This is a genomic window from Streptomyces atratus, assembly GCF_900119365.1.
In the GTDB taxonomy this organism is placed as follows: domain Bacteria; phylum Actinomycetota; class Actinomycetes; order Streptomycetales; family Streptomycetaceae; genus Streptomyces; species Streptomyces atratus_B.
Genome location: NZ_FPJO01000009.1, coordinates 268,541 through 289,182 on the forward strand (window position 1 = coordinate 268,541; position 20,642 = coordinate 289,182).

At 71.8% G+C, this 20,642-nt stretch carries 25 protein-coding genes and 5 pseudogenes; 12 read left to right on the forward strand and 18 right to left on the reverse strand.

Annotated elements, in window-relative coordinates; genetic code table 11:
- Positions 1-43 precede the first annotated feature (43 nt).
- From BT364_RS18250 to BT364_RS18275, 6 genes are all read right to left on the reverse strand, one after another.
- Positions 44-454 carry a rodlin gene (locus tag BT364_RS18250; protein WP_072486234.1) on the reverse strand — a complete coding sequence of 137 codons (411 nt, stop codon included), beginning with the start codon at positions 452-454 and terminating at the stop codon, positions 44-46.
- Between the two features lie 119 nt (positions 455-573).
- On the reverse strand, positions 574-774 hold the full coding sequence (locus BT364_RS18255) for a hypothetical protein (RefSeq protein WP_072486235.1): 201 nt from the start codon (positions 772-774) through the stop codon (positions 574-576).
- 263 nt (positions 775-1,037) lie between these two features.
- Positions 1,038-1,448: a rodlin gene (locus BT364_RS18260; RefSeq protein ID WP_072486236.1), complete on the reverse strand. Its 411-nt coding sequence runs from the start codon at positions 1,446-1,448 to the stop codon at positions 1,038-1,040.
- Positions 1,449-1,634: 186 nt separating this feature from the next.
- The gene (locus BT364_RS18265) at positions 1,635-1,925 is read right to left on the reverse strand and encodes a hypothetical protein (RefSeq protein ID WP_072486237.1); all 291 of its coding nucleotides are present in this window, start codon (positions 1,923-1,925) and stop codon (positions 1,635-1,637) included.
- Positions 1,926-2,174: 249 nt separating this feature from the next.
- Complete coding sequence (locus BT364_RS18270) at positions 2,175-2,408, reverse strand: chaplin (RefSeq protein ID WP_072486238.1); 234 nt, start codon at positions 2,406-2,408, stop codon at positions 2,175-2,177.
- A 308-nt stretch (positions 2,409-2,716) separates the two neighbouring features.
- The gene (locus BT364_RS18275) at positions 2,717-3,118 is read right to left on the reverse strand and encodes a rodlin (RefSeq protein ID WP_072486239.1); all 402 of its coding nucleotides are present in this window, start codon (positions 3,116-3,118) and stop codon (positions 2,717-2,719) included.
- 528 nt (positions 3,119-3,646) lie between these two features.
- Between BT364_RS18275 and BT364_RS43960 the strand changes: the two genes are divergently transcribed.
- On the forward strand, positions 3,647-4,540 hold the full coding sequence (locus tag BT364_RS43960; protein ID WP_177328160.1) for a chaplin: 894 nt from the start codon (positions 3,647-3,649) through the stop codon (positions 4,538-4,540).
- A gap of 94 nt (positions 4,541-4,634) precedes the next feature.
- Here the strand turns inward: BT364_RS43960 and BT364_RS18285 are convergent.
- From BT364_RS18285 to BT364_RS40175, 3 pseudogenes are all read right to left on the reverse strand, one after another.
- Positions 4,635-5,571, reverse strand: a pseudogene (locus BT364_RS18285) (dihydrodipicolinate synthase family protein).
- Positions 5,568-6,178, reverse strand: a pseudogene (locus BT364_RS18290) (oligopeptide/dipeptide ABC transporter ATP-binding protein); the annotation flags it as partial. The pseudogenes BT364_RS18285 and BT364_RS18290, both read right to left, overlap by 4 nt.
- Positions 6,175-6,324 (reverse strand): annotated as a pseudogene (locus BT364_RS40175) (twin-arginine translocation signal domain-containing protein); the annotation flags it as partial. The pseudogenes BT364_RS40175 and BT364_RS18290, both read right to left, overlap by 4 nt.
- 184 nt (positions 6,325-6,508) lie before the next feature.
- On the opposite strand from BT364_RS40175, the gene BT364_RS18295 reads away from it, so the two are divergent.
- From BT364_RS18295 to BT364_RS18305, 4 genes are all read left to right on the forward strand, one after another.
- Positions 6,509-7,240, forward strand: coding sequence for a FadR/GntR family transcriptional regulator (locus BT364_RS18295; protein ID WP_072486241.1), 732 nt, complete (start codon positions 6,509-6,511; stop codon positions 7,238-7,240).
- Positions 7,241-7,297: 57 nt separating this feature from the next.
- The gene (locus BT364_RS18300) at positions 7,298-7,681 is read left to right on the forward strand and encodes a sialidase family protein (RefSeq protein ID WP_256259994.1); all 384 of its coding nucleotides are present in this window, start codon (positions 7,298-7,300) and stop codon (positions 7,679-7,681) included.
- Positions 7,682-7,691: 10 nt separating this feature from the next.
- On the forward strand, positions 7,692-7,886 hold the full coding sequence (locus tag BT364_RS43075) for an NEW3 domain-containing protein (protein ID WP_256259997.1): 195 nt from the start codon (positions 7,692-7,694) through the stop codon (positions 7,884-7,886).
- Between the two features lie 108 nt (positions 7,887-7,994).
- Positions 7,995-9,170, forward strand: a complete 1,176-nt coding sequence (locus BT364_RS18305; protein ID WP_256260000.1) for an FAD-dependent monooxygenase — start codon at positions 7,995-7,997, stop codon at positions 9,168-9,170.
- Positions 9,171-9,185: 15 nt separating this feature from the next.
- On the opposite strand, the gene BT364_RS18310 is transcribed toward BT364_RS18305, so the two are convergent.
- Entirely contained in the window at positions 9,186-9,878 is a 693-nt protein-coding gene (locus tag BT364_RS18310; protein ID WP_072486242.1) for an ABC transporter ATP-binding protein, read from the reverse strand.
- Positions 9,875-10,999 (reverse strand): ABC transporter permease, encoded by a 1,125-nt coding sequence (locus tag BT364_RS18315; RefSeq protein WP_072486243.1) that lies wholly within the window; start codon positions 10,997-10,999, stop codon positions 9,875-9,877. Before BT364_RS18315 ends, BT364_RS18310 begins: the two co-directional genes overlap by 4 nt.
- Positions 11,000-11,116: 117 nt before the next feature.
- Here BT364_RS18315 and BT364_RS18320 point away from each other — a divergent pair, with 117 nt between their 5' ends.
- Positions 11,117-11,707: a TetR/AcrR family transcriptional regulator gene (locus tag BT364_RS18320; protein WP_072486244.1), complete on the forward strand. Its 591-nt coding sequence runs from the start codon at positions 11,117-11,119 to the stop codon at positions 11,705-11,707.
- Here the strand turns inward: BT364_RS18320 and BT364_RS44220 are convergent.
- The 3 genes and pseudogenes from BT364_RS44220 to BT364_RS44230 all read right to left on the reverse strand — a co-directional run.
- Positions 11,682-12,098, reverse strand: a complete 417-nt coding sequence (locus tag BT364_RS44220) for a FadR/GntR family transcriptional regulator (RefSeq protein WP_371268610.1) — start codon at positions 12,096-12,098, stop codon at positions 11,682-11,684. The two genes, BT364_RS18320 and BT364_RS44220, sit on opposite strands and share 26 nt — an antisense overlap.
- Complete coding sequence (locus tag BT364_RS44225; RefSeq protein WP_371268612.1) at positions 12,098-12,259, reverse strand: hypothetical protein; 162 nt, start codon at positions 12,257-12,259, stop codon at positions 12,098-12,100. The genes BT364_RS44220 and BT364_RS44225 overlap by 1 nt, the downstream gene beginning before the upstream one ends.
- 13 nt (positions 12,260-12,272) lie before the next feature.
- Positions 12,273-12,383 (reverse strand): annotated as a pseudogene (locus tag BT364_RS44230) (GntR family transcriptional regulator); the annotation flags it as partial.
- Between the two features lie 167 nt (positions 12,384-12,550).
- On the opposite strand from BT364_RS44230, the gene BT364_RS18330 reads away from it, so the two are divergent.
- Positions 12,551-13,510, forward strand: coding sequence for a dihydrodipicolinate synthase family protein (locus tag BT364_RS18330; RefSeq protein WP_072486245.1), 960 nt, complete (start codon positions 12,551-12,553; stop codon positions 13,508-13,510).
- A complete protein-coding gene (locus tag BT364_RS18335; RefSeq protein ID WP_072486246.1) occupies positions 13,507-13,719 on the forward strand; it encodes a hypothetical protein in 213 nt (70 codons plus the stop codon). The genes BT364_RS18330 and BT364_RS18335 overlap by 4 nt, the downstream gene beginning before the upstream one ends.
- Here BT364_RS18335 and BT364_RS41580 read toward each other — a convergent pair.
- The 3 genes from BT364_RS41580 to BT364_RS18345 form a co-directional block, all read right to left on the reverse strand.
- Positions 13,697-13,849: a hypothetical protein gene (locus tag BT364_RS41580; RefSeq protein ID WP_177328151.1), complete on the reverse strand. Its 153-nt coding sequence runs from the start codon at positions 13,847-13,849 to the stop codon at positions 13,697-13,699. The two genes, BT364_RS18335 and BT364_RS41580, sit on opposite strands and share 23 nt — an antisense overlap.
- A 144-nt stretch (positions 13,850-13,993) precedes the next feature.
- Complete coding sequence (locus tag BT364_RS18340; RefSeq protein WP_072486247.1) at positions 13,994-15,223, reverse strand: acetyl-CoA C-acetyltransferase; 1,230 nt, start codon at positions 15,221-15,223, stop codon at positions 13,994-13,996.
- Positions 15,224-15,309: 86 nt separating this feature from the next.
- The gene (locus BT364_RS18345) at positions 15,310-16,257 is read right to left on the reverse strand and encodes a LysR family transcriptional regulator (RefSeq protein WP_072486248.1); all 948 of its coding nucleotides are present in this window, start codon (positions 16,255-16,257) and stop codon (positions 15,310-15,312) included.
- A gap of 166 nt (positions 16,258-16,423) precedes the next feature.
- On the opposite strand from BT364_RS18345, the gene BT364_RS18350 reads away from it, so the two are divergent.
- From BT364_RS18350 to BT364_RS18365, 4 genes are all read left to right on the forward strand, one after another.
- Positions 16,424-17,341 (forward strand): CoA transferase subunit A, encoded by a 918-nt coding sequence (locus BT364_RS18350; protein ID WP_072486273.1) that lies wholly within the window; start codon positions 16,424-16,426, stop codon positions 17,339-17,341.
- A gap of 50 nt (positions 17,342-17,391) precedes the next feature.
- Positions 17,392-18,180: a CoA-transferase subunit beta gene (locus BT364_RS18355; protein WP_072486249.1), complete on the forward strand. Its 789-nt coding sequence runs from the start codon at positions 17,392-17,394 to the stop codon at positions 18,178-18,180.
- Between the two features lie 40 nt (positions 18,181-18,220).
- Positions 18,221-19,771 carry a 3-hydroxyacyl-CoA dehydrogenase gene (locus tag BT364_RS18360; protein ID WP_072486250.1) on the forward strand — a complete coding sequence of 517 codons (1,551 nt, stop codon included), beginning with the start codon at positions 18,221-18,223 and terminating at the stop codon, positions 19,769-19,771.
- A 111-nt stretch (positions 19,772-19,882) separates the two neighbouring features.
- Positions 19,883-20,275 (forward strand): VOC family protein, encoded by a 393-nt coding sequence (locus BT364_RS18365; protein WP_107408255.1) that lies wholly within the window; start codon positions 19,883-19,885, stop codon positions 20,273-20,275.
- Positions 20,276-20,331: 56 nt separating this feature from the next.
- Here BT364_RS18365 and BT364_RS42270 read toward each other — a convergent pair.
- Positions 20,332-20,642: pseudogene (locus tag BT364_RS42270) on the reverse strand (NF041680 family putative transposase); the annotation flags it as partial.

Below are 20,642 nucleotides of genomic sequence, written 5' to 3' on the forward strand. Positions count from 1 at the left end.
GGCGGCCCGGGACGGATCCCCCGGCAGCCCGCACTCAGGCACGTCAGTCGTTGGCGATGCCGTTGCCCGAGAGCACCGGGATGTCGTCGACGAGGTGCGACAGCGGCTCGTCTCCCTTGGCCTGGGTGGAGTTCTCGGCGCACTGCTGGTTCTGCGGCGAGGACAGCACGTTGACGTCCTGGACCGCGACCGGCACCAGCACACCGGCGAGCGAACCGGCGTTGGCCTTGAGCGGCAGACCGACGCAGGCCTTGTTCAGCGTGCCCTGGACGAGCTGGACCTGCGGGCTGCCGTCGCCCCGGGTCACGCTGTTGCCGAACTCGTCCACGGCGCCGTTGCCGTTGACCGACGTGGTGCCCCCGTCATTGCCGATCGCCATGGCCGCGGGGGCCGCTGCGGCGGACAGACCGACCAGGGACACGGCCACTGCTGCGCCGGCCGTCATCTTCTTCATCACGCTCAACCTTTCGGAGCGTCCCGTTGTGGAACGTACTGATCAACCCGCTACGGAAGCGTCGGTTCCGCAGTACCACTCGAACGGGTTCGATCCGGCATGAGTTCGATCATCTTCGGTCACCCGTCGACAGCCTCGCCGGAAGTGCGGGCCGCTGGAACCCGGCTTCCCGCGCGCGGCCGCTCGGGCCCTGCGGGCGGGGGCGCCTCCGGGCTGCCGTGGGCCGCCCGCCACTCGGCGAGCAGCCGGTCGTAGATGGGTGTGCCGTCCTGTGCATGCCGCTGCCGGTCGCAGGGGCGTTGACTGTCGTACTGGTCCATGAATGGCCCCTACCCGGTGCGGCGGGTGACGTCTGCCGGTACTACGGCAACCGGCCCAGTCCACCCGCCCCTTCGAGGGGCCGTGGTGGGCCGGACACACCAGTGGGGCCGGCGCATCCGGGCGGCCGGGGAACCGGCTGCCGTGTGGATGTGCCGACCCCACGGGTGTTTCGGGTACTGCGTACAGACGGGCGCGAAGCTGCCCGCGGCGCACTCCCTGCCGGTTCGGACGACCGGCGAGGAGCGCCCGGAGCGGTACGGCCTTAGTCGTTGCCGGCGCCGTTGCCGGACAGGACCGGGATGTCGTCCAGGATGTGCGAGAGGGCCTCGTCACCCTTGGCCTGGGTGGAGTTCTCGGTGCACTGCTGGTTCTGCGGCGAAGCCAGGACGTTGATGTCCTGGACCGAGACCGGGACGGCCCCGAGGACCGAACCGGCGTTGGCCTTGGCGGGCAGCGCGATGCAGGGCTTGTTGAGCGAGCCCTGGATGAGCGCGAACTGCGGGCTCCAGTCGCCGTGGGTGGCGGAGTTGCCGTACGACTGGACGGCGTCGTTGCCGTTGACCGACGTCGTACCACCGTCGTTACCGATGGCCATGGCCTGCGGGGCGATCGCGGCGGAGACGCCGACGATCGAAGCAGCGACGGCTGCCGAGGCCATAATCTTCTTGATCATGAAATAGCCCTTCTGGGGTTTTCTGTTGCCCGCCTGTCCAGAGCGTCCTGATCAACTCACGACAACGGGGATAGTTGTGCCGATTCACTCGAACGATGGTTTTACGTTCGGTTGTTCGCCGAATTCGCGGCACCGGAGGAATGAGAAAGGCCGGGGGCCGGCGGGAAACTGCCGCAGCGCGACGGATCAGCCGCCGAGCGGCAGGCCGCCCATGAGCGGGGCCGCGCCCTTGGCCGCGCCGGTGGCCTGGTCGGCCAGCTTGGTGACGGTGCCGTTCTTCTGCACCGATTCCGCGGCGCCGCCGACCGTGTCGACGATCGGGTCGACGGCCTGCGGGGCGCTCTCCACCGCCTGGTTGACGCCTCCGTTGAGGCTGAAGTTGGGGGCCGTGGCGTTGGTGACGGCGAAGGCGGGAGCAGCCGTTCCGAGAGCAACCACGGAACCGGCAACGAACGCAGCAGTCTTCGCGTACTTCACTTTCGGGTTCCCTTCTGCAGCGGCATCTGTTTCGGTCGCGTACTCGCGCCGCACGGGCATTCTTTAGCCGTGCCTTCTGCCGCTTTCGCCCTGGGTAACGATGCGGTTGCGACACGGCAACTGGACGGGGTCGCTTTTCTGCGGGACCACGCGATCGAATGCCGGAAGAGAAACGGGGAAGGCCCCGGACCGCATCGAATGCGGTCCGGGGCCTTCCGGTCACGAGCGTTCGGCCCGTCCGACCAGAGGTCAGATGTTGGCGCAGTTGTTGCCGAAAGCGGGGTTGACCAGACCGATCACGTTGATGGTGTTGCCGCACGCGTTGACCGGAACGTGGATCGGGACCTGGACGTTGTTGCCGGACACCACGCCCGGGGAGGAAGTAGCGCCGCCCTCGGCACCGGAGTCGGCGAAGGCGGGCGCGGCGGCGCCCATCGCCATCAGGGTTCCGGCGGCGATGGCGGCAACCTTGGTGTACTTCACTTTTTGTTCCCTTTCTTTGACGGAGTCCGGAGCGGCAACGTCTTTCGTGCCGCACGAGCGCGGTCCTGATCGCCCGTAACTCCGCCGCTGTAATTCGTAACGATTTCAGACGGTATTCGAAACTCTTCTGGCGAAAGATTCTTGAAAGATCGCCCGAACGATGCAATATCGAACACCCGATGCCACCGGAAAGGTCTTCCGACAATCCGATGTGCCAGTGCCGGGGGACGACAGCAACAGGCCCGGGCCGCGCGGAGGAGGAACGCCTGCGGCCCGGGCCTGTCGTCTACGGCTGGATCGGCTGCGGATCAGCTGTTGCCGGCACCGTTGCCGGAGAGCACCGGGATGCCGTCCAGGATGTGCGACAGCGGCTCGTCGCCCTTGGCCTGAGTGGAGCTCTCGGTGCACTGCTGGTTCTGCGGCGAGGACAGCACGTTGACATCCTGGACCGCGACCGGGATCACGCCGACGAGCGAGCCGACGTTGGCCTTGGCCGGCAGGCCGATGCACGGCTTGTTCAGGCTGCCCTGGACCAGACCGAACTGCGGGCTGCCGTCACCGTGGGTCTCGGCGTTGCCGAACGACTGCGAGGCTCCGTTGCCGTTGACCGAGGTCGTACCGCCGTCGTCGCCGATGGCCAGGGCCTGTGTCGCGCCCAGACCGAGGATGGAGGCGGCAACGGCACCCGTAGCCAGAACCTTCTTGATCACGATTAACCCTTCTCGTACCGAGTGCCCCGTACCGGAGCCCCCTGACCAACTCACGACCGGGCGTTTGGTTCTCTCCATTCACCCGAATGCCAGGGGTGCGCGTACAGCAGTGCGAAACAGCACTTCAGGGACGTCCGGACGGGAGCGGTCCGACCGGTCGCTTCCCGGCCCCAACGACCTCTTTTCCTCTCGAGGAACCGAACGCCCTGCACGCCGACGGGGCCCGAACCGGCATGTATGCGTACTCCATTCGTGTGATCACAAAATTTCCACGACCTGTCGAGTTTCCTCGACATTCTCTCCTCGTTATGAGTGACACAAGCGTGCAAGTTCGGGCGCTTGACCGGCAGAAGCACGGACTCGTCACATGAAGCACATGTCTTCATGGTCTCTGCGCTTTCCGTGACCGCCGTTTGCCGAGTCACGCACGGGCACCGCCGGAGTGATCTCCCGGCGGCCTCCGCACCGGCCTGATGAATGAACTGCGAGCGTCCCGCTCGCACGGAATGTCCTAAGAGGGGGCAATCAATGCGAAAAGCCTTGAGTAAGAGCGTGCTGGTAGTGGCGGCGGCGTCAGGGATCCTGACCGCAGCCGGTGGATACGCGTTCGCGGATGCCTCCGCCGACGGTGTGGCCGTCGGTTCGCCCGGCATCGGCTCGGGCAACAACGTGCAGGTCCCGGTGCACGTGCCGGTCAACGTGTGTGGCAACACGGTGAATGTGATCGGTCTGCTGAACCCCGCGTTCGGCAACAAGTGCGTGAACGAGGGCGGCCAGGGCGGCGGGGGCCAGGGGGCGAGCGCCGAGGGCGGCGCGGTCGGCTCCCCCGGGGTGCTGTCCGGCAACAACATCCAGGCTCCGGTGGATGTTCCGGTCAACGTCTGCGGCAACACCGTCGACATCGTCGGTGCGCTGAACCCGGCTGCTGGGAACACGTGCGTGAACGAGGGCGGGCCGGGCATCGAGCCGCCGGTGGTCGAGCCTCCCGTGACACCCCCGGTGGTCACGCCTCCGGTGGTCACGCCCCCCGTGACACCCCCGGTGGTCACGCCTCCCGTGACACCCCCGGTGGTCACGCCGCCGGTGGTCACGCCCCCCGTGACACCGCCGGTGGTCACGCCCCCGGTGGTCACGCCCCCCGTGACACCCCCGGTGGTCACGCCCCCGGTGGTCACGCCCCCCGTGACACCCCCGGTGGTCACGCCGCCGGTAGTCACTCCCCCCGTGACACCGGTGGTGACACCCCCGCTCACGCCCCGTACCGATGAACCGCGGACCGGCATTGAGCCCGGGGGCGTAACCGTCGGGCAGCTGGCGCACACCGGTGCCGACGCCGACCTGGGGCTGGCCGGCGGTGCCGCCGCGGCCTTGGTGCTCGGTGGATCCCTGCTGGTCCGCCGTACCCGCGCCGCGAAGAACTGACCGGCGCGGTCAACAGGTAGCGGACCCGAAGAAGCGGTCCGTCGTCACAGTCGGGGCTGTGGCGACGGACCGCTGTTCTTCCGTTCGGGCCGACTCAGATCCGGGCTAGCCCCGCGCGGTCCAGGCAGGCCGCGATCTCGGCGGTCTCGGCCGCGCCCAGGCGGCGCATCGGCGCGCTCACCGCATTCGTCTCGATGATCCCGAGCAGCATGAGTGCGGTCTTGAAGGCACCCAGACCCGCGGCGATGGCGGACGCCGTGCCGGGGCGGGCCGCGCGGACGATGTCGAAAAACCCGACCAGCCGGTCCTGTTCGGCCCTGGCGGCGGCCCAGTCGCCCCGTACCGCGGCCTCGTGGAGACGTACGTACCCGTGCGGGTCCACATTGCCGAGCCCCGGGACCGAGCCGTCCGCGCCGACGAGCATCATCGCGTCGACGACCAGCTCGTGCCCGGTGAGCACGGAGAACTCCGGGAGCCCGCGGGCGCCGATGGCCAGGCGGCGGAACGAGCCGTCGTCGCCGCTGGAGTCCTTCACCCCGGCGAGCACACCGTCCGCGGCGAGCGGCAATAGCAGCTCCGGGTCGAGCTTGCTGTGCCCACAGACCGGTGCGTCGTACGCCAGGACCGGCAGGTCGAGGGTGGCGGCGATGTCGCGGAAGTGGCGGTCGATCTCGGTGTCGTGCGTGCGCGTGCAGAAGGGGTCGGTGACGACGACGGCGTCGGCGCCGAGCGCTTCGGCGGCGCGGGCCCGCTCGATCGCCCGGCCGGTGGTGGTCTCGATCGCTCCGACGAGCACCGGGACCTGACCGGCGCAGGCGGCCGTGATGACCTTGATGACCTCGTCCTGCCGGCCGGGTGTCAGGTAGGCGGTCTCGCCCGAGCTGCCGAGGGCGAACAGGCCGCTGACGCCGCCGTCGAGCAGATGCCCGACGACCCGCCTCCAGGGAGGGGCGTTCGATCTCGCCGTCGGCGGTGAGCGGGGTGACGACGGGCGGGATCACGCCGGTGCAGCGGGGGTTCCGGGCGCTCATCCGGTGCTCCTTGTGGACGGTACGGGGGAAGCGGGGCTCTGGGGGTGGACGCAGTGCCAGCGGTGTCCGTCCGGGCCCGAGGCCTCGGTGGGAAAGACCAGGGCGCAGGCGTCGTCGGCCTTCCAGCAGCGGGTACGGAACGGGCAGCCGGACGGCGGCTTGGTGGCTGAGGGCACCGGTCCGGTGAGCACGATGCGTTCGGTGGTCTCCAGCAGGCTCGGGGTCGCGGAGAGCAGGGCTCGGTGTACGGGTGCACGGGAGCGCCCGCCACATCGGCCGCGCGCCCTACCTCCACGATCCGGCCGAGGTGGAGGACAGCGAGGCGGTCGGCGAGGTAGCGCACCGTCTGGACGTCGCGCGAGATGAACACCATGCCGAGCCCCAGGCGTTCACGCAGGTCGACCAGGAGGTTGAGGACCTGGGCGCGGACCGAGACGTCCAGGGCGGAGGTCGGTTCGTCGGCGACGATCAGTTCCGGTTCCAGGGCCAGGGCGCGGGCGATGGCGACGCGCTGGCGCTGGCCGCCGGAGAGTTGTCCGGGGAGCGTGGCAAGGGTGTGGCCGGGCAGGCCGACCAGGTCGGGGAGTTCCTCGACGCGTGCCTGCCGCTGCCCCTGTCTGCCGTGCGGTCAGCGGTCGATGACGGTCCGCCGCAGGCGGAAAGGCTCGCCGTGACGGCGGCTGCCGCACCGACAGCGCCGGTGTATCGCAGGAAGGTGCGGCGCTCGACACCGGCCGGTCTCAGCTCGGGCACGGGTCCTCCAAGGACGCGTCGAAGGTGGAACGTGAGGGGGAGATCCGGCGGGGAAGCAGGAGGCGGGACGCAGGATCGCGAGGGATCGGGAAGCCCGAGCATCAGACGTCAGATGTCTGATGCCTTGATAGCGTGGCAACTTAGCTGGACAATCGAGAGGGGTCAAGAGGTGGGGAGTTCACATATGTCCGGTGCGAAGCCCGGCCGGCAGCTGCTCCGGCAGGAAGTGGTCGAGGGCATCAAGCGCCACATCCTGGAGAAGCGTCTTCGCCCCGGGGACCCACTGCCCACCGAGCCGGCCCTGTGCGAGGCGCTCGGCGCCAGCCGCTCCAGCGTCCGCGAGGCGGTCAAGATCCTCGACGCGCTGGACATCGTGGAGGTGCGGCACGGGCACGGTACGTACGTGGGCAGGCTGAGCCTGTCGGCCCTGGTGGAGAGCCTGACCTTCCGCGGGCTGCTCTCCCCCGACGACGACTTCCAGGTGATGGCCGACCTCGTCGACGTACGCGAGCTCTTCGAGCGTGGGATGGCCGACCGGATCGTCTCGCTGCTCAGCGAGGAGCAGCTCGACAAGCTGGACGGCCTGGTCGCCACGATGCGCAGGACCGGCGCCCGGGACGGGCACGGCTTCGTGGAGGCGGACCGGGCGTTCCACGCACTTCTGGTGGCACCGCTCGGCAATGAGCTGATCGGCCAGCTCTCGATGGCCTTCTGGGAGGTGTACTCGATCGTCGCGCCGCATCTCGACGGATTCACGCACGCCGACGAGATGGCGACGATCGTGGCACACCAGAACATAGTGGACGCCGCACGGGCCGGGGACATCACCGGCTTCATGAAGGCGCTGGGCGAGCACTACGCCCCGGTCCGGCGCCGGATCTCCGAGGCCCGCGCCCGCGACAGCGCCCTGGACTAGGGCCCGGCCGGAGGATCGCGGGCCGCCGACCCCGGCCGTGATCCGCCGACCGGGCTCTTGACGGCCGGCGCGAGGGCTGCCAAGGGTCCGTGTGCCGCCAAAACATCTGACGTCTTCTGTCTCGATGCCCGGCGTTCACACCCCCGGCGCATCCCAGGAGGGCACCTCCATGCCGTTGACGGATCTCTCGCTCGCGGACTGCCGCGACTACCGGCCCCCGGTGCCGCGGCCTGCTCGACACTGACCCGGCTGCCCGACGGCCGCCTCGGACTGCTCTACGAGCGGGCCGACTACCAGCACATCACCTACGCGTCCTTCGACCTGAAGTGGCTCGGCAGCACCTGCGCCGACATCACGATCACCCCGCCTGCGACGCTCAAGGCCGTTACGGGCGCCGAGGTGACGGTGCGGGTGGTCAAACCGGATGGAGGTACGCCGTGACCGGGGCAGCATGGATCTCACCGTGCCCGGCGGATGGACGACGAGCCGGGTCGTCGTCCCTGCGCTCAACCCGGGCCAGGGCGCCAATGTGCAGGTCCCGGTGACGGTCTCCGCGGGCGCCTCGGGCAGTGTCACGCTCACCGCCACGTACCGGGCGAGCGACAAGCAGGCGTCCGGCAGCGCGACGGTGACCGTGACCCCGTAGCGGCCCGGCCCTCCGGAGGCGCCGCGTCCTGTCCCGCACCGGCTCCGCACGGGTGCGACGATGAGGGCCTCCAGCACTTCCCGGAGCGTCGGAACAGGCGGTGGCACGGTGGCAGTGACGGGTTTACGCATCGGGGTGGTCGGCGGCAGCATCGCCGGCTGCGCCATGGCGATCGCGGGGGCACGGGCCGGGGCGGACGTCACCGTCCACGAGCGCAGCGACGGCGCGTTGCAGGACCGGGGCTTCGGCATCGTCATCCCTCCGCCGCTCCATCAGGAGCTGGTCGTGGGCGGGTATCTGGGCGCGGACATGCCGACGGCACCGGTCGCCACCCGGGTCTGGCTCGCACGGGCGCCGGGGCGGCGGTCGGCGCGTGAGCTGGCACGGCAGCAGGCCCCGGTGGCGGCGTGCAACTGGGGCCTGCTGTGGCGGGCGTTGCGCGCCAACGCCCAGGACGGTACCTACCACCGCGGGCGGCCCGTCGGCTCCGTCGGGCGTACGGCCTCCGGCGGCGCCCTGATCCGTACCGCGGACGGCGAGCGGGAGTACGACGTCGTCGTCGGGGCGGACGGGCACCGCTCCGTCACCCGCGACGCGCTCGCGCCCGGGGTCCGGCCGGTTCCCGCCGGGTATCTGGTCTGGCGGGGCACGATTCCGGCCGCCGCCCTCCGCGACCATCCGGGGCAGCTGGCGATGCTGGAGAGCTCCTGGGTCACCCTGGGCTTCCCCGGCGGACACGGTGTCTTCTACCTGATCCCGGGGGCGGCCGGGGGTTCGCGTCTGCTGGCGTACGCCATCTACGCCTCTCCCCCGGCCGCGGACGTCCCGGCCTCCACCGCGTACGTGCGGCACATCGCCGAGGAGCACTTCCCCGCGGAGTGGGCCGACATCGTCGCCCGGGGCGAGCACACCTCCCAGGTGCTCCACCCGGTCGCCGACTTCGTGGTGCCCCGGGCGGCAGAACCCCCCTTCCTGCTGGCGGGCGACGCGGCGAGCGTGACCCGGCCGCACACCGCGAGCGGGGCGGTCAAGGCGCTCCAGGACGCGCTGTGCCTGGAACGGTCGCTGCGCGCCTCCTCCTCGGCGGCCGAGGCCCTGCGCCGGTACGCGGACGAGCGTTCCGCCGAGGGGGCCCGCCTGGTCGGCCTCGGCCGCAGGCTGGGGCGTGCGTTGGTCGAGAACACGCCCGACTGGCCCGCGATGGGGCCCGCCGAGGTGGAGGCGCTGAGCCGCGCCGCGCTGGACGGCGACGGCAGCTATCTGTACGGCAGCGTCCAGCGGTGACGGGCCGGGGCGGGGTCAGCGGCCGGGCCGTGCGGACGGGGCCGCTTCGGCGGTCAGCGCGGCCATGTCCACGATCCGGTCGGCGGCTTCCGCCACGGCCGGGTCGTGCGTGGCGACGACCGTGACGCAGTCGTCCTCGCGGGTGCGTTCGGCGAGGAGCGCGGCCAGTTCGCCGGCCTGCGAGCGGTCGACGGCCGCCGTCGGTTCGTCGATCAGCAGCAGTTTCGGGGAGAGGAAGAGCGCACGGGCCAGGGCGACGCGCTGGCGTTCGCCGCCGGAGAGCTGTTCGGGGCGGTGGCGCAGGCGGTGGCCGAGGCCCACCCGGGTCAGGGCCTCCCCGGCGCGGGAGCGGTGCGCGCGGGGGCGCCCGGCGCTTATGTACACGGCGGCGAGCAGCTGGTCGACGGCGGTCAGTCCGGAGAGCAGGTTGCCGCTCTGGAACATGTAGCCGATCCGTTCGCGGCGCGCCTCGGCGCGCCGGGCGTCGGAGAGCCCGGCGAGATCCTCGCCGTCCAGCAGGACCTGCCCGGCGGTGGGCCGCAGCAGCGCGCCCGCGACGGCGAGCAGCGTGGACTTGCCGGAGCCCGACGGGCCGACGAGGGCCGTCATGCGGCCGGGTTCGAAGGTGACGTCGAGGCCGTCGAGGACGGTGGTACGGGCGTCGGCCCGGCCGAACTCGACGGTGACGCCGGTCAGTTCGAGGCTCATCGGTTGGCTCCCAGCATGGTCAGGGGGTCGGCTCGGGTGACCCGGCGCAGGGTCAGGGCGGTGCCCGCGAGGCCTACGGCCGCGACGGTGCACATGGTGGCGGCGAGGGTGGTGGCGGGCAAGCTGAACGGCACCTGTTCGCCGACCAGCAGCCCGACCGCTCCGGCGAGCACGGCGCCGCCCGCGGTGCCGAGGGCGACGACCAGGGCAGCCTGGAGCACGGTGTGGGCGAGCAGCCGCCGGCGGGAGGCGCCCAGTGCGCGCAGCAGGGCGAGTTCGGGCTGCCGCTGCACGGTCCACACGGCGAAGAAGGCGCCGACCACGAGCGGGGCGATCAGGTAGAGGAAAACCTGGATCGAGCTCATGGTGACGCGCTCGCCGGTGTAGCCGGGGGCCGCCTCGTACGCCTCCTCCTTGGTGAGGGTGGTGGTGGAGTGCCGCTTGTCGAGGGCGGCGGTGGAGGTCCCGGCCGGCGGGGTGCGCAGGGCCAGTGCGCTGAACTGGCCGGGAATCGCGGCGGCGGCGGAGGCCGGGGCGCCGGGGGTGCTGAAGCGGATGCGCTGCCAGGTCTTGAGCGGGACGTAGGCGACGGGCACATGGCCGTAACTGGAGCGCTCGGTCAGCCCGATGACGTGCAGTTCGATGCCGAGCCGGTCGATGACGAGGGTGTCCCCGACGCGTACTCCCTCGTCGGCGAGCTTGGCGGACATCACGATGCTGTCCGCCGCCGCGCCGGCGAGGCCGTCGCCGTCGGTGGCCGAGGGGTCGAGGAAGGAGCCGGGCTCGACGCCGAAGGCGGCGAGGTCGACCTCGGTGCCCCGGTTCGTCGTACCGCGGGTGATGGAGACGCCCAGCGGGGTCGCCTCGGTGTCCGCGTCCGCGCGCCAGGCGGCGGCGGTCTTCTCGTCGAGGAGGCTGCGGGCGAACTGGTCGGACCGGGCGTCCGAGGAGAAGACCAGCTGCGCGGCCGGAAGGCGGCGCAGCGCGGAGACGGTGTCGTCTCCCAGGCCGGTGGTGAAGCCGGAGACGATGCCGACGAGTGCGGCGACGAGCACCACGACGGACCCCATGAGCAGGAAGCGCCCTCGGGCGGCGCGCAGCTCCAGCAGAGCGAGGAACACGGCGGTTCCCTTCGGTGGATCGATGTTAGGGACGGTGTGTCGCCAACATAGATGATGGGGACGCGGCGTCCCCAAGTGGGGGGGTCGACAGTGCGCCGGGGCTTCTAGACTGGGCCGGTGCCCAGGATCAGAGCCGCCACGGTTGCCGAGCACCATGCCCAGCAGCGGCTGGCCCTGGTGCGGGCGGCCCGTGAGCTGCTGGAGGGCGGCGACGCGGAGGCCGTGACCTTCACCGCGGTCGCCAGGGCCACGGGCCTCGCCCGCAACAGCGTGTACAAGTACTTCCCCGGCCGCCCCGAGCTGCTCGCCGCGGTCGTCGAGGACGCGACGCCCCGCTGGACGGAGGCCATCCGGGCCGGCATGTCGGCGGCCGGTACGCCCGAGGAGAAGATCGCCGCCTATGTGTCGTCCCAGCTGGAGCTGGTGCGCGGCGGCGAGCACCGGATCGCCCAGGCACTGGCCGGGGTGCGGGACGCGACGGTGGTACGGGAGAGCGCGGCGCGGGTCCACCGGGAGCTGCTCACCCCGCTGACCGCTGCGCTGACCGAGCTGGGCGAGGAGGACCCCCGGCGTACGGCGCTGCTCCTCCAGGGAATCGTCAACGCGGCCACGACGGCGATCGAGAACGGCGACGACCCCCGGGCGGTGACGGACCGGGCGGTCCGGATGGCCGTCACCGCGATCACCGGGGCGATGCCGGGACGGTGAGGGACGGCTCCAGGCGGGTGCGGATGCCGTCGAAGTGGGTGCGCATGGCGCGTACCGCGCGTTCGCCGTCGGCCGACGCGACCGCCTCGACGATCTCGCGGTGCCGGGCGCAGGTGGCCAGCGGGTCCTGATGGCCGTCATCGACGTCGTCGCACACCCGGTCCATGGCCGCCCAGAACGCGTCGAGCACCTCGCTGAGCAGGTGGTTGTCGAGCGAGGCGTAGAGCGCGAGGTGGAAGGCGCGGTCGGTGCCGCGCGCCACCCGGCCGCCGTCGCGGACCTCGTCCTCCATCCTCGCGACGAGACCGCGCAGCACGCCGAGGTCCTCGTCGGGAATCCCGGCCGTGACCGCGCCGACCAGGCCGGCCTCCAGCGCCTCCCGCACCTTCATCAGCTCGAAGAGGCCCGACCCTCCCTGCCATGACGTACGGCGGCCCGGAAGGCGAGCCCCTCGGCGAAGGGTGACAGGGAGAGCGAGCCGACGAAGGTGCCGTAGCCGCGGCGGATCTCCACGACACTGACGGCCTGGAGCGCCTTGAGGGCTTCGCGCACCGACACCCGGCCGGCCGGCCCCGAAGAGCTCCATCAGCTCCGCCTCGGTGGGCAGCGCGTCGCCGGGGCCGAGTCTGCGTTCCAGGATCAGTTCCTTGAGCCGGCGCTCCATGTCCTGAGCCATGGTGGGGCGCGCCACAACATCCTCCCGAGGTGCGATTGCCCCTTGACCGGTCACAGGAGCATCCGTTTATGGTGAGTCAGACATAGGACATCTTACGTCTCATGTCTCGATCCGTGCAGCTGTCTCGGGCCACGGATCGGCGCATCGACCGAGCTGGAGCCCTCACCATGTCCCTGACCTCACCGCTGCACGGCGTCGTCCCTCCGGTCTGCACCCCGCTCGACCCCCGGGGGGAGGTCGACACCGCGTCCCTCGCCCGGCTCGTCGAGCACCTCATCGGCGGCGGTGTGCACGGGCTGTTCGCGCTCGGGTCCACCAGCGAGGTCGCGTACCTCACCGACGAGCAGCGCGCCACGGCGCTGGAGACCGTGGTCGATGCGACCGACGGCAGGGTTCCGGTGCTGGCCGGTGTCATCGACACCACCACCGCCCGGGTCGTCGAGCACGCCCGGTCCGCCGCCGGACTGGGCGCGGACGCCCTGGTCGCGACCGCGCCGTTCTACACCCGCACCCACGGCAAGGAGATCGCCCAGCACTTCCGGCGGCTGCGCGCGACCGTCGACCTGCCGCTGTTCGCGTACGACATCCCGGTCGCCGTGCACAGCAAGCTCTCCCCAGCGCTGGTGCGCGAACTCGCAGAGGACGGCACGCTGGCCGGCCTCAAGGACAGCAGCGGCGACGAGGGCGGGCTGCGCCGCCTGATCGTCGAGCTGGGTGGCCGCGAGGGCCGCGCGAACAGCCCGGCACCCCGCTTCAGCATCCTCACCGGCTCCGAACTCACCGTGGACGCCGCCCTGTTGGCCGGAGCCGACGGTGTCGTGCCGGGCATCGGCAATGTCGACCCGGCCGGTTACGTACGGCTCTACGACGCCGCGCGGGCCGGGAACTGGGAGCTGGCCGCGCAGGAGCAGGAGCGGCTCGTCGAACTGTTCGCCATGGTCGACGCGGGCCCGGAGGCGGACATGGGCCGCAGCTCATCGGCGCTCGGCTCCTTCAAGGCGGCGCTCCAGCTGCTCGGCGTCATCGACTGCGGCGACACCGCCTTCCCGCAGATCCAGCTCAGCGCCGAGTCCGTCGCCCTGGTCTCCCGGCACCTGCGCGCCGCCGGCCTGCCGCCGGTCCGATGAGCGACCACTCCCGGCCGTCCGCCGGGACGGGTGCCGCGGTGATCGGGCTCGACCTCGGCGGTATGAAGATCGCCGCCGCGCTCCTCGGCCCCGACGCGCGCCCGCTCAGCGCGAGGATCTCCGGGATGCCGTTCACGGTCAGCGGCATGGCGGCCGGCCTCTCGTCTCTCTTCTCGTGGGCAGGGGTCAGACGGCGGCGGCCGCGGTAGGTGACACGGTGGAGGGTTCCGCGGCCTGCTCGTCGTGGTTGGGGCGCTTGAGCAGCAGGAGCATGCAGCCCAGGACGCTACTCGGCGGCACCACCCCCCAGAAGGTCGCGAAGGCGACCAGGGTGCCCACCGGCCCGTCCAGCTCCTACGGTCTCGCGATGCTCGGCGTCCTGGGCCACCTCGGCGCTCAGCTTCGACCGCAGCCCTGCCGGTGTAGCGCAGGTGTCGCGATCAGTGCGCCGAAGGGCTGGACGACGATCTCGGCGGCCGAGCCTCAGTCCGCGATCCGCTCGAAGACCGCGGCGAGACCCTGGCCGCCGCCGATGCACATGGTCTCCAGCCCGTACCGGGCCTCCCGGCGGTGCAGTTCACGGGTCAGCGTGGCGAGGATACGGGCGCCGGTGGCGCCGACCGGATGGCCGAGGGAGACGCCGGAGCCGTTGACGTTGATCCGCTGCTCGTGGTCCCTCTCGCCGAGGCCCAGCTCCCGGGTGCAGGCGAGCACCTGGGCGGCGAAGGCCTCGTTGAGCTCGATCAGGTCGAGGTCGGCGAGGGTGAGTCCGGCGCGTTCGAGGGCGGCCCGGGTCGCCGGTACGGGGCCGATGCCCATCGTCGCGGCGGGTACCCCGGCACGGGCGAAGGAGACGAGCCGGACCAGCGGGGTGAGGCCGAGGCGTTCGGCGGTGGCCGCGCCGGTGACCAGGCAGGCGGCGGCCGCGTCGTTCTGACCGCTGGCGTTGCCCGCGGTGACGGTCGCCTCCGGGTCGGACTTCGCCATGATCGGGCGCAGCGCGGCGAGTTGTTCTGCGGTGGTGTCGGGGCGGGGGTGCTCGTCGGCGGTGACGACGGTCTCGCCCTTGCGGGTGCGTACGGTGACGGGGACGGTCTCCGCGTCGTACCGGCCCTCCGCCGCGGCCCGGCCGGCGCGCTGCTGGGAGCGCAGGGCGAGGGCGTCCTGGTCGGCGCGGCTGATTCCGTAGGCGCGCCGGAGGTTCTCGGCGGTCTCGATCATGCCGCCCGGCACGGGGTGGTTGACGCCGCCCGCGGTGACCCTGCCCCGGGCCAGCGAGTCGTGGAGCTGGAGGCCGGGGCCCTTGATGCCCCAGCGGCCCTCGTGCGTGTAGTACGGGGCACCGCTCATCACGTCGACGCCGCCCGCGATCACGACCTCGCTGAAGCCGGCCCGGATCTGCATCGCCGCGTCGAGCACGGCCTGGAGGCCCGATCCGCAGCGGCGGTCCACCTGGGAGCCGGTGACCGTCTCGGGCAGTCCGGCGTCGAGCGCGGCGACCCGGCCGATGGCGGGGGCCTCGGCGGACGGGTAGGAGTGCCCCAGGATCACCTCGTCGACGACGGCGGGGTCGATTCCGGTACGGGCCACGATCTCGGCGATGACGCGTGCGGCGAGTGCGGCCGGCGTCTGCTGTGCGAACACTCCGCCGAAGCGGCCGATGGGGGTGCGCAGTGGTTCACAGATGACGACATCGAGCTGCTGATCGGGCACGGCGTGACCTTTCGGAGGCGAGTGGCGTGTGCCGCCGACCCTTGCACCCGGCGACTGAGCCGGTCCAATATCCAGTTCGCCCTGGTTCAAGACGTGGCGCGTCTCAATTCTCCGCTTGCGGAGGTCCGGCCCCCGGCCGGGCGCGGTGGCGTGGGCAGGGCCTCCTCCGCCACCGCGAGCACCGCCCGCAGCGCGGCGGAGGGGTTGTCGGCCCGCCAGGCCAGCGCCGCCTGGAGCCGGATCGGCGGGCCGGCCAGGGGCCGGTAGACGAGACCGTTCTGCTGGATGTGCTGGACGGAGGTGACGGTGAGCGTGGCTCCGACACCCGCGGCGACGAGCGCCAGGATGGTGTACGAGTCCGGCGCCTCCTGGACCACCCGGGGGTTGAACCCGGCGGCCTCGCAGGTCCCGACCATCGCGTCACGCACGGTGGAGCCGGTGTTGGCGGGGAAGGAGACGAAGGGCTCCTCGGCCAGGACGCCGATGGGGACGCTCTCCAGCCGGGCGAGCGGGTGTTCGAAGGGCAGCGCGCACACCAGCTCCTCCTCGTCGATCACCCGGTACGCCACTCCCGGCTGGGTCACCGGCAGCCGGACGAACCCCAGGTCCAGCGAGCCGTCGGCGACCCGGTCGAGGGCGACGTTGGCGTAGGTCTGCCCCCTCATGACCAGTTCGAGCGCGGGGTGGGCGGCGCGCACGGCCCGGGTGAGGAGCGGCAGCGTCTCGTGGCTGGAGGCGCCCGCGAAGCCGATGGTGACCCGCCCGTACTCGCCGCGGCCCGCCGCCTTCGCGGCGCGCACCGCCGTGTCGAGGTCGTCGAGCACGGTCCGTACCGGCTGGAGGAAGGACTCCCCCGCGCTGGTGAGCCGCACCGACCGGGTGTTGCGCTCGAAGAGCTGGACGCCCAGCTCCTTCTCCAGCTGGCGGATCTGCTGGCTCAGCGGCGGCTGGGCCATCTGCAGCCGTTTCGCGGCCCGTCCGAAGTGCAGTTCCTCTGCCACGGCGACGAACGCGGACAGATGACGCAGCTCCATGCACGCCCCCTCGGCCGATTCATTACTCAGGTGTCTTGATGCGACCTTAATTTGGTATTGGACAGCAATCAATAGCCGCTGACACGGTGGGGCGACGCGCATACCCAGGACGCGCCAGCAGAGCCGGAGGAGCACCGTGGCCACGACGGAACGGAAAGACAAGACGATGTCGATGAAGGCGGCCGTCGCCGCCTTCGTCCACGACGGCGGCACCGTCTGTCTCGAAGGCTTCACCCATCTCGTCCCGACCGCCGCGGGTCACGAGATCATCCGCCAGGGCCGCCGCGACCTGACCGTGGTCCGGATGACCGCGGACATCGTGGTGGACCAGATGATCGCCGCGGGCTGTGTGTCGCGGCTGGTCTCCTCCTTCGTGGGCAACTCCTCCGCCGGGTCGCTCGGCGAACTGCGCCGCCGCATCGAGACCGGCGAACCGGCGCCGCTCGCCTTCGAGGAGTACAGCCACTACGGAATGATCTGCCGCTATCTGGCCGGCGCCCAGCGGCTGCCGTTCCACCCGCTGCGCAGCTACGGCGGCAGTGATCTGCCGTCCGTCAACAGCGATCTGCGCAAGGTCACTTCGCCCTACCCCGGCCCGGACGGCGAGCCCGAGCAGATCTATGTCGTACCGCCCGTCAACCCGGATGTGACGATCATCCACGCCCAGCGCGCCGACCTCAGCGGCAACACCCAGATCTGGGGCCTGACCGGCATCCAGGCCGAGGCGGTGTACGCGGCGGACAAGGCGATCGTGGTCGTGGAGGAGATCGTCGACGACGAGGTGATCCGCTCGGACCCGAACCGCACGCTCGTCCCCGCCCACGCGGTCGACGCGGTCGTCGTCTGTCCGCGCGGCGCCCACCCCTCCTTCGCCCAGGGGTACTACGACCGGGACAACGCCTTCTACCGCGCCTGGTCGCACATCAGCAAGGATCCGCGGCGGCTCCAGGAGTGGCTGGCCGAATGGGTGCTCGGGACGGCCGACCACGCGGAGTACGTCGACAAGCTCGGCGAGCAGTTCTGGGCGGGCCTCGCGGTCGGCGAGGCGCTGAGCCGGCCGGTGAATTACGGACGGCGGCTGTGAACGGGCGAACGGGACGGGCGACGGAAACGGAACAGGAGAGGGAACGCCCCATGACGACCACGACCACCACCACCGCACCGGACACCACCACCTCGTCGGAGCTGCTCTCCGTCGTCGCCTCCCGTGAACTGGCAGCCCGCCGCACCGTGTTCGCCGGCATCGGCCTGCCGACGCTCGCCACCGAGCTGGCGCATCTGACGGTCGCCCCGGAGATCGAGGTGGTGTACGAGTCCGGGGTGTGCGGCGCGCACCCCTCGCACCTGCCGGAGACCATCGCCGACGCGGTCCTGATCACCGGTGCCGAGGCGGTGCTGTCGATGCCCGCGCTCTTCGGCTGTGTCCTCCAGGGCGGCCATATCGACGTGGGCTTCCTGGGCGCCGCGCAGATCGACCGGTGGGGCAACCTCAACACGTCCGTGATCGGCGACTGGGACAGCCCCTCGGTCCGGCTGCCCGGCTCCGGCGGCGGCATCGAGGTGATGGCCAACTCCCGTGAGGTCTTCGTCGTGATGCGCCGCCACAACCCGCGCTCCTTCGCCGAAACCCTCGACTTCTGCACCACGCCCGGCCCCGACCGGGCGCTCGCCGAGGGCATCCGGCCGCTGGGCGCCGGCGTCACCCGGGTCATCACCGAACTGGGCATCCTGGCCCGCGCGGGTGTCGGCGAGGAGCTGAGGCTGGTCGCCGTCCACCCCGGTGTCACCGTCGAGCAGGTACGGGCGGCCACCGGCTGGGACCTGAAGGCGGCCGGTACGGTCGGGACCGTACCGCCCCCGACCGAGGCCGAACTCCGGCTGCTGCGTGAGGACGTGGACCCGGACCGCGTCTATCTTCGCTGAGACCGATCACATGTCACACCCCGAGAGGACCGCAACCGCCATGCGTATCAGGATCGTCGGCGCCGGGGCCATGGGCCGCGGCATCGCCCAGTGGGCGGCCACCGCCGGACACACCGTCGAGCTGTGCGACGTGCGCACGGAGGCCGTGACGGCCGCCGTGGACTTCGTACGGTCCATGCTCGAACGGGCCGTCCAGAAGAGCCGGATGTCCGACACGGACCGCACCGCCGCCCTGGCGCGGCTGGTCCCGCTCGACGACCCGTGGGCGGAGGGTCCCGACGTCGAGCTGGTCATCGAGGCGGTGCGGGAGGATCTCGGCACCAAGACGGAGGTCTTCGGCAGGCTGGAGCGGGCGCTGCCCGCCACGGCCGTCTTCGCGACCAACACCTCGTCCCTGTCGGTCACCCGGATCGCCGCGGCGCTGAAGGACCCGACGCGCCTGGCCGGGCTGCACTTCTTCAACCCGGTACCGCTGATGAAGATCGTCGAGGTCGTGCCCGGCGCGGCCACCCGCCCGGAGATCCCGCCGGCCCTCACGGCGCTCGTCGAGAGCTGCGGCCACCGCGCGGTCACCGTCGCCGACACCCCCGGCTTCCTGGTCAATCACGCCGGGCGCGGTCTGGTGACCGAGGCGCTCGCGCTGCTGGAGGAGTCGGTCGGCGACCCGGCGGACATCGACCGGATCGCCCGCGACGTCCTGGGCCTGCGGATGGGCCCGTTCGAGCTGATGGACCTCACCGGGCTGGATGTGACGGCCGCGGTGATCGACTCCATCTGGCAGGGCTTCCGGTACGCGGACCGGCTCCGCCCCTCCTACCTCACCCCGAACCGGGTGGCGGCAGGGCTGCACGGCCGCAAGACCGGGCGCGGATGGTACGCGTACGGTCCCGAGGCGCCCGGCCCCGCTCCGGAGCCGCCGGTCACCGGCGACGCGGACCGTCCGGTGTTCGTCCACGGCACCGCGGGGCAGGACCGGGACGCGGCCGCACTGCGGGCGGCGCTGACCGCCGCGGGCGCGGTCGTCGAGACCGGCACCGGCCCGTCCGCCGATGCCCTGGTGCTCGTTCCGGTCTGGGGCACCGCGGTCGCCGAGGCGGTCGCCGGGCACGGTCTGCCCGCGGGGCGCACCTTCGGCGTGGACCCGCTGCCCGCGGCCGGCCGGCGCCGGGTGCTGGCCGTGACCCCGGCGGCGGACCCGGCCGCCGCGCGCGACGCCCGCGCGGTGCTGGCCCGCGCGGCACAGGGCGACGAGCCGTGGGCGGTCTCGGTGGTGCGGGACACCGCGGGCTCGGTCGCCCAGCGGCTGCTCGCCTCGATCGTGTCGGTCGCGGCGGGGATCGCGGAGCGCTCCATCGCCGCCCCCGCCGACATCGATCTGGCCGTCACCGCCGGGCTGGGCTACCCCGTCGGCCCGCTGGCCTGGGGCGACCGGATCGGCGCGGACCGGATGCTGGAGCTGCACCGGGCCCTGCACCGCGCCACCGGCGATCCGCGCCATCGCCCGAGCCGCTGGGTCACCGAGCGCGCCCGGCTCGGTCTCGCGCTGACGGACCCGGGCACGTCGCCCGCCGACTGCACGGCGTCCTCGTAGCGGCGGGGCGGGGGTGCTGCCGGCCGACCGCGGCACCCCCGTACGCGCCCGTCCCGGAGGATGTCCGTTTCGTACAAGACCCGCGCCGGGGCCCGGCATACGGTCGGGGGCATGACTCCACGCATGGACGCGATCGGCATCGTCACGGCGGATCTGGCCGCATCGCTCACCTTCTACCGCCGGCTCGGTCTCGACATCCCCGCCGGTGCGGAATCCGCACCCCATGTCGAAGTGACGCTCCCGGGCGGGCAGCGGCTGCTCTGGGACACCGAGGACGTCATCCGCTCCTTCGACCCCGAATGGACCGCGCCGGCCGGCGGGGACCGCCTCTCACTGGCCTTCCTGTGCGACAGCCCGGCGGAGGTGGACGCGGTGTACGACGACCTGACCGGCGCGGGGTACCGGGGGCATCTGAAGCCGTGGGACGCGGTGTGGGGGCAGCGTTACGCGACGGTCCTCGACCCGGACGGCTGCTCGGTGTCGTTGTTCGCCGCCAACGGCTGAGAGGCTGTCGGGCGACCTCGGACCGGAGGTCGCCCGACAGCCTCTGAGCTTGGCGTTTAACCTTGCTGCGCTTTGTGTTCCTTGATCGACGCGGCGCGTTTGACCGTCTTGCCGACGTCGTGGCGCTTGGCTCGGTGCTTGTTCTTCGAGCCGGGTGGCCTGCCGGGCCCTGGCCGGGACGGTTTTGGTGCGGCTGCCGGGCGGACTGTGGCCGCGTGGACGTTGCGAAACCCGCGACGGACCCGGGCGGGGGTGAGGCGGCGGGGTTCGGCGGGCCGTTCCCAGGGGCGGCGGAGGTCCTCGGCGAGGGGACGTGCGAGGCGGAGTTGGGTGTGGGCCGCGACGATCAGCCAGGTCCACAGGTCGG